The organism is bacterium (assembly GCA_023135785.1).
GTDB lineage: Bacteria > CAIJMQ01 > CAIJMQ01 > CAIJMQ01 > CAIJMQ01 > CAZNJA01.
Genome location: JAGLSL010000093.1, coordinates 1 through 6,717 on the forward strand (window position 1 = coordinate 1; position 6,717 = coordinate 6,717).

General features: G+C 36.9%; 5 protein-coding genes. 3 read left to right on the plus strand and 2 right to left on the minus strand.

Annotated elements, in window-relative coordinates; all coding sequences use genetic code 11:
* Positions 1–795 precede the first annotated feature (795 nt).
* Both KAS42_06390 and KAS42_06395 read left to right on the plus strand, forming a co-directional pair.
* Positions 796–2,262 (plus strand): acyltransferase domain-containing protein, encoded by a 1,467-nt coding sequence (locus KAS42_06390; protein MCK4905847.1) that lies wholly within the window; start codon positions 796–798, stop codon positions 2,260–2,262.
* Between the two features lie 106 nt (positions 2,263–2,368).
* Positions 2,369–3,433, plus strand: a complete 1,065-nt coding sequence (locus tag KAS42_06395; GenBank protein ID MCK4905848.1) for an exo-alpha-sialidase — start codon at positions 2,369–2,371, stop codon at positions 3,431–3,433.
* A 281-nt stretch (positions 3,434–3,714) separates the two neighbouring features.
* On the opposite strand, the gene KAS42_06400 is transcribed toward KAS42_06395, so the two are convergent.
* Positions 3,715–4,647 (minus strand): SDR family oxidoreductase, encoded by a 933-nt coding sequence (locus KAS42_06400; protein MCK4905849.1) that lies wholly within the window; start codon positions 4,645–4,647, stop codon positions 3,715–3,717.
* Positions 4,644–5,894 carry a GTPase HflX gene (gene hflX, locus KAS42_06405; protein ID MCK4905850.1) on the minus strand — a complete coding sequence of 417 codons (1,251 nt, stop codon included), beginning with the start codon at positions 5,892–5,894 and terminating at the stop codon, positions 4,644–4,646. Before hflX ends, KAS42_06400 begins: the two co-directional genes overlap by 4 nt.
* 428 nt (positions 5,895–6,322) lie before the next feature.
* Between hflX and KAS42_06410 the strand changes: the two genes are divergently transcribed.
* A partial coding sequence (locus tag KAS42_06410) for a GTP-binding protein (GenBank protein MCK4905851.1) occupies positions 6,323–6,717 on the plus strand: 395 nt, incomplete at its 3' end.

The following is a 6,717-nucleotide window of genomic DNA, read 5'->3' on the forward strand; positions in this document are numbered from 1 at the left end:
ACTTATGTATGCTCTGTTCATCCCTGGCAAATTCTTCGAAGAAGGCGCATCTGAAGTTGCCGGCGATCCTTGGGATTACAGCCTTGAAAATGCTCAAGAGTTAGTAGGTTCAGTGAAAGTTGTATTCTAATAGACAACACAACGAAGAATATATCCCGCTCCGATGTTACATCGGAGCGGGATTCTTTTTTTGTCCGCGTTTTTTCGCAAGTTTTTTGTAGTGGCAAAGTTTACCAAAAATCAGGCAGAATGCCTCGCTCTTTAGGGCGGGGTTCTTTTTTTGTCTGTCATTCCCGAATAGCCTGCCCCCGAATGCAGTAATCGGGGGTTTTTATCCCCAATAAAAACACTTGGGGACGAATCTATTTATGACGCAAGAATGGATTCCTGCTTACTACATGCAGGAATGACAGATTGTATTGGATTCCCGCCTTTTCCCTTTATCCTTCTCGCCCCTTTTCATTCGTCATTCCCGTCCTTTTTCTTTGTCATTCCCGCGAATGCGGGAATCCAATGATATAAACTTCAGCGGGAATCTAAAAAATAGTATCTACTGTTTACATAAGTTCCTGCTAAAGTTTTATTGTTGGATTCCTGTTCCCTGCTAATACCTGAGGGACAGGAATGACAAAAGAGAAAAAGTAGTGGCAAAGTTTACTTTGCTTCCAATATAACAATATCGCTGAGTAAACTCAGCCACTACGATTTGGATGAGATTGCCATTGCGAGGAGCCCCGCTGAAAGCGGGACGACGAAGCAATCTCGTTTTCAACTTATGCTATAATTATCCCAATTATGAAAAATTTACCCGATACTTTAGCAGAAAAGCTTACTAGTCAATTGTTTTTCTGGGCGGAAGAGGACACTAAAAGCATTTTAGAACAGCTTTCAGCTATGGAAAATACTCTTCAGAAGGATAAAGATTTATCTCTGCATAAGTTAGCCTACACGCTTTATCGTAAAAATTTTCCGCAAGGAACCCTGAACCGAACTTGTTCTGGTTCAGGGCAAGAAACCGATAAAGTCATAAAGCTTGCTGTTGTATCTGATTCTTTGGAGGATTTGAAAAAGAAATTGACAATTACCAAAGATTTGCTTAAAGAAAATCCTAAGTTTATTCCTGCCCGTCCCGACGTTACGTCGGGAGCGGGAAAAAAGAATTCTAATGGTATTTATTTCTCTTCTGAACCTTTGGAAAAAGAAGGCAAAATTGCTTTTCTTTTCTCAGGGCAAGGGTCTCAAAGGCCCAATATGTTTAAAGATTTAACAGGACTTTTTCCGCAAGTACAAGAAAGCATTTCAAAGGCAGATGACGTTCTTAAAAACCGTCTTCCTAAATTGTTAAGCGAATATATATATCCGCCGCCTGCATCTACTCCCGAAGAAGAAAAACTCCAAATGGAAGCTTTAACACAAACTAATATCACTCAACCGACACTTGGCGTTGTAGAGGTGGGCTTACTAAAGATTATGAAGTTGTTTGGCGTAAATGCGGATGTATTGGCAGGACACAGTTTGGGCGAATATGTAGCTCTTTATGCAGGCGGTGTTTTTAAAGAAGAAACTTTATATGAGCTATTGGAATATAGGGGCTCTGCAATAATAAATTCCAGTAAAAGCGATTTAGGGACAATGCTTGCGGTTGGGGCAGGAGTAGAGGATATTAAAGTTCTTATAAACGACATACCTAAAGTTTTTATTGCTAATCTAAATTCTCCCGTCCAGACAATTCTTTCTGGTAGTGACGAATTGCTTGATTTAACAAGCGTAAAACTTAGGGAGAAGGGAATCAGGTCTAAAAAAATAAATGTAAGTTGTGCATTTCATTCGCCTTATATGGCTTCTGCAAAGGATTTGTTGTCTAGGAAATTATCTATTCTGGATTATCAAGTACCTAATATTCCGGTTTACTCCAATTTATCTGCTTCACGATATCCTGATGATAAAAAATCGATACTTTCTATTTTAAGCGATCATCTTGTAAGTTCTGTCAGATTTAGCGAAGAAATAGAAAATATGTTTAAAGACGGCGCCAGAATATTTATAGAGATTGGACCGGGCAATGTTTTGACAAATTTGGTAAAACGCATTCTTGGTGAAGAGAATTACATTGCGATTGCTTCAAATGTCAAAACCGCAACTGATATAAGCCAGATTCTCAATGTTTTTGCCCAGCTTATGGCTGAAGGATTTAAAGTGGATTTGTCTGCTTTGTTTGAAGAACAAAGAGAATCATTTTGCCAAAAATATAATTCTGATTAATGAGATTGCCACGCCCTCATAAAATTCGGGCTCGCAATGACAATCCTCATTCTGTCATTTGCGAGCGATACAAAGCGAGCGAAACAATCTCTCTTTTGGGAAAATTATGACATATAAAAACAGAATAATTCCTGTGGTTTTATTTATTTTCTTAATCTTTCAGTCGGAAATTGGTATATGCATGGAAAGGGAAACACTGCCTTTGCCTGCTGATAGAATTTTTAATCATGCTGTGAGTCTGTTGGAACTTTCTGACGGAACTCTTCTTGTGGCATGGAGTTCCGGTAGTAAGGAGAAAAACAGAGATACTGCTATTGTTTTGAGTTTTAAATCGCCTATTGTTAACAATTGGAGTGAACCTCAGATACTCATAGACACGCCTAATAGAGCAGATGGCAACCCTATTATTTTCTTGTTGAATAACGAGATTTATTGTTTTTATTCTTATCTTTGGGGGACAGGGTGGAGTACTGCACGACTTTTTTATACGAAATCGAAGTTAAATGTGTTGACTGGTGATGTAATGGACATTAATTTTTCGTGGACATCCCCTAAAAGAGTCTTCCCTTTTTATAAAATGGGAGATTTGGGAAGAGGTAAACCCGTCATTTTAGATAATAAGGGATTCCTTTTGCCGTTATATAAAGAATTTAGTGGTTATTATTCTTATGTGTGTGAATTCATTGATGGGAAAATAATTTATAATTCTGCTCTTATTAAGTCTAGTCCCGGAAATCTTCAACCTGCTATTGTTCAGGTGATGGGTGGGGAACTTCTTATGTTAATGCGTCCTGAAAGGGGCGGTTATTTCTGGCAATCTTTTTCTAAAGATAAAGGGAAGACTTGGAGTAAACCCGAGCAAAGAAAAGATTTATTTAATCCGGGCTCAGGATTTGATTTATTACGACTTGCTTCGGGCAATATAATATTGGTTTTTAATGATGATTCCAAGAGTCGCACCAATCTCACCATCGCGTTATCAGAAGATAATGGCAAAAGTTTCCCTATAAGAAAGATTTTAGAAGAAGAGGAGGATGTGGATTTTGCGTATCCTTCGGCAATTCAGGACTTAAAGGGCAAAATCAATATTGTCTATTCGGTGGATAAGAAGGAAATCAGACATATAGTTCTTGACGAAGAAGAGATTTATAGTCAAATTTCTAATTACTAATATCTAATTTCCAATGAAATGTCCAATGCCAAATGTCTGTGGTTAAAACATTCTCATTAAAGATTTAAGATTAAAAAATTAAATTAGCTTTAGTAGTGGCAAAGTTTACTTTGCTCTCATTGGGGTCATCATACTGCCGAGTAAACTTGGCCACTTGACGAGAAAGAGATTTATAGTCAAATTTCTAATTACTAATATCTAATTTCCAACAAAATATCCCATTTTAGATATTTGAATTTTGTAAGGTATTCATTAGGAATTGGTAATTGGATATTGGGAATTTAAGTTATCTTTCCCTTAAAATACTCGATTGTCTTGTTTAGCCCTTCATCAATACCTACTTTTGGCTGCCAATTAAGTAAACTTTTTGCCTTTGATATATCTGGTCTTCTTACTTTAGGGTCGTCTTCCGGGAGTGATTGGAATACTATTTCACTTTTACTTTTAGTTAAATGTATTATTTTTTTTGCAAATTCTATCACGCTGAATTCCTGCGGGTTTCCAATATTTATTGGCTCATTAATAGAGGAATCCATGAGTTTTAGAATACCTTCTACAAGGTCGCTTACATAGCAGAAACTCCTTGTTTGAAGTCCGCTTCCAAATACAGTTAGGGGTTTTTCTTCCAGAGATTGACCTATAAAAGCAGGAACTGCTCTGCCATCGTTTAATCTCATTCCCGGCCCAAAAGTATTAAAAATTCTGGCTATTCTTGTGTCTAGGTTATGATATCTATGATAAGCCATAGTAATTGCTTCGCCAAATCTTTTTGCTTCGTCATAAACACCTCTTGGACTGATACAGTTCACATTGCCCCAATATTCTTCCGGCTGCGGGTTTACTTCAGGGTCTCCATATACTTCAGAAGTGGAAGCCAACAGGAACTTTGCTCTCTTTGTTTTTGCCAGACCCAAAGCATTATGTGTCCCTAATGATCCGACCTTTAATGTCTGTATGGGGAATTTAAGATAATCAAGTGGCGAAGCAGGAGAAGCAAAATGCAGGATATAATCCAAATCTCCTTTAATTTCAATGTATTCGCTTACGTTATGTTCTATAAATTGAAAATTCGGCAAAGGTAGCAATTCCTTAATATTGTCTTTTTCTCCGGTTAAGAGATTGTCCATGCATATAATTTTATGTCTTTTTATTGCAAGTTTTTTGCATAAGTGGGAACCAATAAATCCGGCGCCTCCTGTTATAAGTATTCTCATTTTTTTTTCTTGTAAGGGTCTAATTTCCAGCTTAAGGTGCGCGGTATTTCCGCAGTAATCCTAACCCCGTTATTTTTAAACTCTTTTGCAATGATTTTGCCCTGTTCATGAATCATTGGAAGAATATTCATTTTATCGAAAGGGATTGAAATTTCAACTATTTCTCTTTTTTCTTGAAGCAATTGAAACAATTTATTCTTTAACGATTCTATATTATCACCATTAGCGGCAGAAATAAAAATTCCTTTTGGAAAAATTCTTTGAAGCTCCTTCTTATCATTCGCAGTGAGCTTGTCTTCTTTATTTAAAATAGTAACAGTAGGTTTGTCTAAAGCGTTAAGTTCTTTCAATATATCAGTTACGACTTTATAATTTTCTTCTATGTCTATACTTGATGAATCTATAACATGAACAAGAATATCCGCATAGTTTACCTCTTCCAATGTTGATTTAAATGATGCTATTAACTGATGAGGGAGCCCTTTTATGAAGCCCACAGTATCAACAATAATTGCTTTTTGATTGTTTCCCACATCAATTTTTCTCATTATCGAATCAAGGGTTAAAAACAACTTATCTCCTTGCGCAAAGTCTGAAGAGGAGAGAGTGTTTGTAAGAGTCGTCTTGCCGGAATTTGTATACCCTACTAAAACAATCAAAGGTATCATATTTTCTTTTCTTTTTTCTCTTTTAAGTTCGCGATGCATTGAAATCTTTCCCAACCTTTTATTTAAAATAGTGATGTATTTTCTGATTTTCCTTTTGTCATATTCCAATTTCATTTCTCCGGGGCCGCGCGTTCCAATGCCTCCTCCCAATTGTGAAAGTTCTTTGCCCTTACCTGTAAGGCGGGTAAGTAAATAATTTATTTGAGCAAGTTCTACTTGCAACTCTCCTTCCTTGGAATTGGCGCGTTGGGCAAATATATCCAATATCAGTTGGGTTCTATCTATCACTTTTACCTGTGTAATTTCCTCTAAATTTCTTTGTTGGGTGGGGCTTAACTCATGGTCAAATATTATAAGGTTTGCATTTTTCTCATCGCATAATTCTCTTAATTTTTCTACTTGGCCTTTTCCTATAAAAAGATTTGCAGTGGGATGGGAAAAGTCAAATCTTGCGCAATCTATTGTTTCTGCTCCTGCGGTTTTTGCAAGTTGCCTCAATTCTTCTATAGGGTCGTAATTGCAATATCTCTTGTCCGATACCAGGATAGCTAATTCTTTTTCTATCATATCAATTGCCATTTTACCCCGTTAGAGATTTTACTACAACAAAAGACAAATCTTTAAATAAACTCTTAAATTCCAGAACATTGCAAAAACAATTTCACGAGGGTTATGTCCCGATATTACCTGCCTTGCCTTCGTCTCATCGAGGCGGGTGTCGGGACTATCTCTAACGGGGTTTTACTCTGTTTATAGATAAGACGCCATAGGTTTGGATATGTATTGCGCCTGTTTTGAGCGGGGTTTACTCTATGCCATTCAATATGTTATATTCACCCCGTTAGAGATAAAAAAACGGATTTTTATACTTATGTCTTAAGGAGCTGCAAAGACGGTAAATAGTAATGAGTACTGCAGAGAATTTACGGTCGCTGTGGATATAGTGTGGCAAGCTATCTTTAACGGGTTTTATGGTCTAAAAATCAGGTATTAGAAGGAGGTCATACATGGTATCTGTAGAAAACATAAGAAATGTTGCTTTTGTTTCGCAGAGCAATACCGGAAAAAGCTCCCTAGTCGCAAATTTGCTTGTCAAAGCCAATGTAATTCCCGAAATTCCCAGAAAAGAAGAAGCTCATTTAAATTCCGACTTTACACAGGAAGAAAAAGAGAGAAATTTTACACATACAATTAAATTATTTAATTGTCCTTATGGAAAATACAATTTTAATTTTATAGATACTCCGGGATATCCCGATTTTGTAGGCGAAGTAATTAGCGCCTTGGATGCCGTTGACGGCGCGGTTTTTGTCATAGATGCTACCGGAAGCATTGAAGTTCAAACAGAGCAGATATGGAATATGGTTCGAGAAAAGAATTTGCCGAGATTGATTTTTATTAA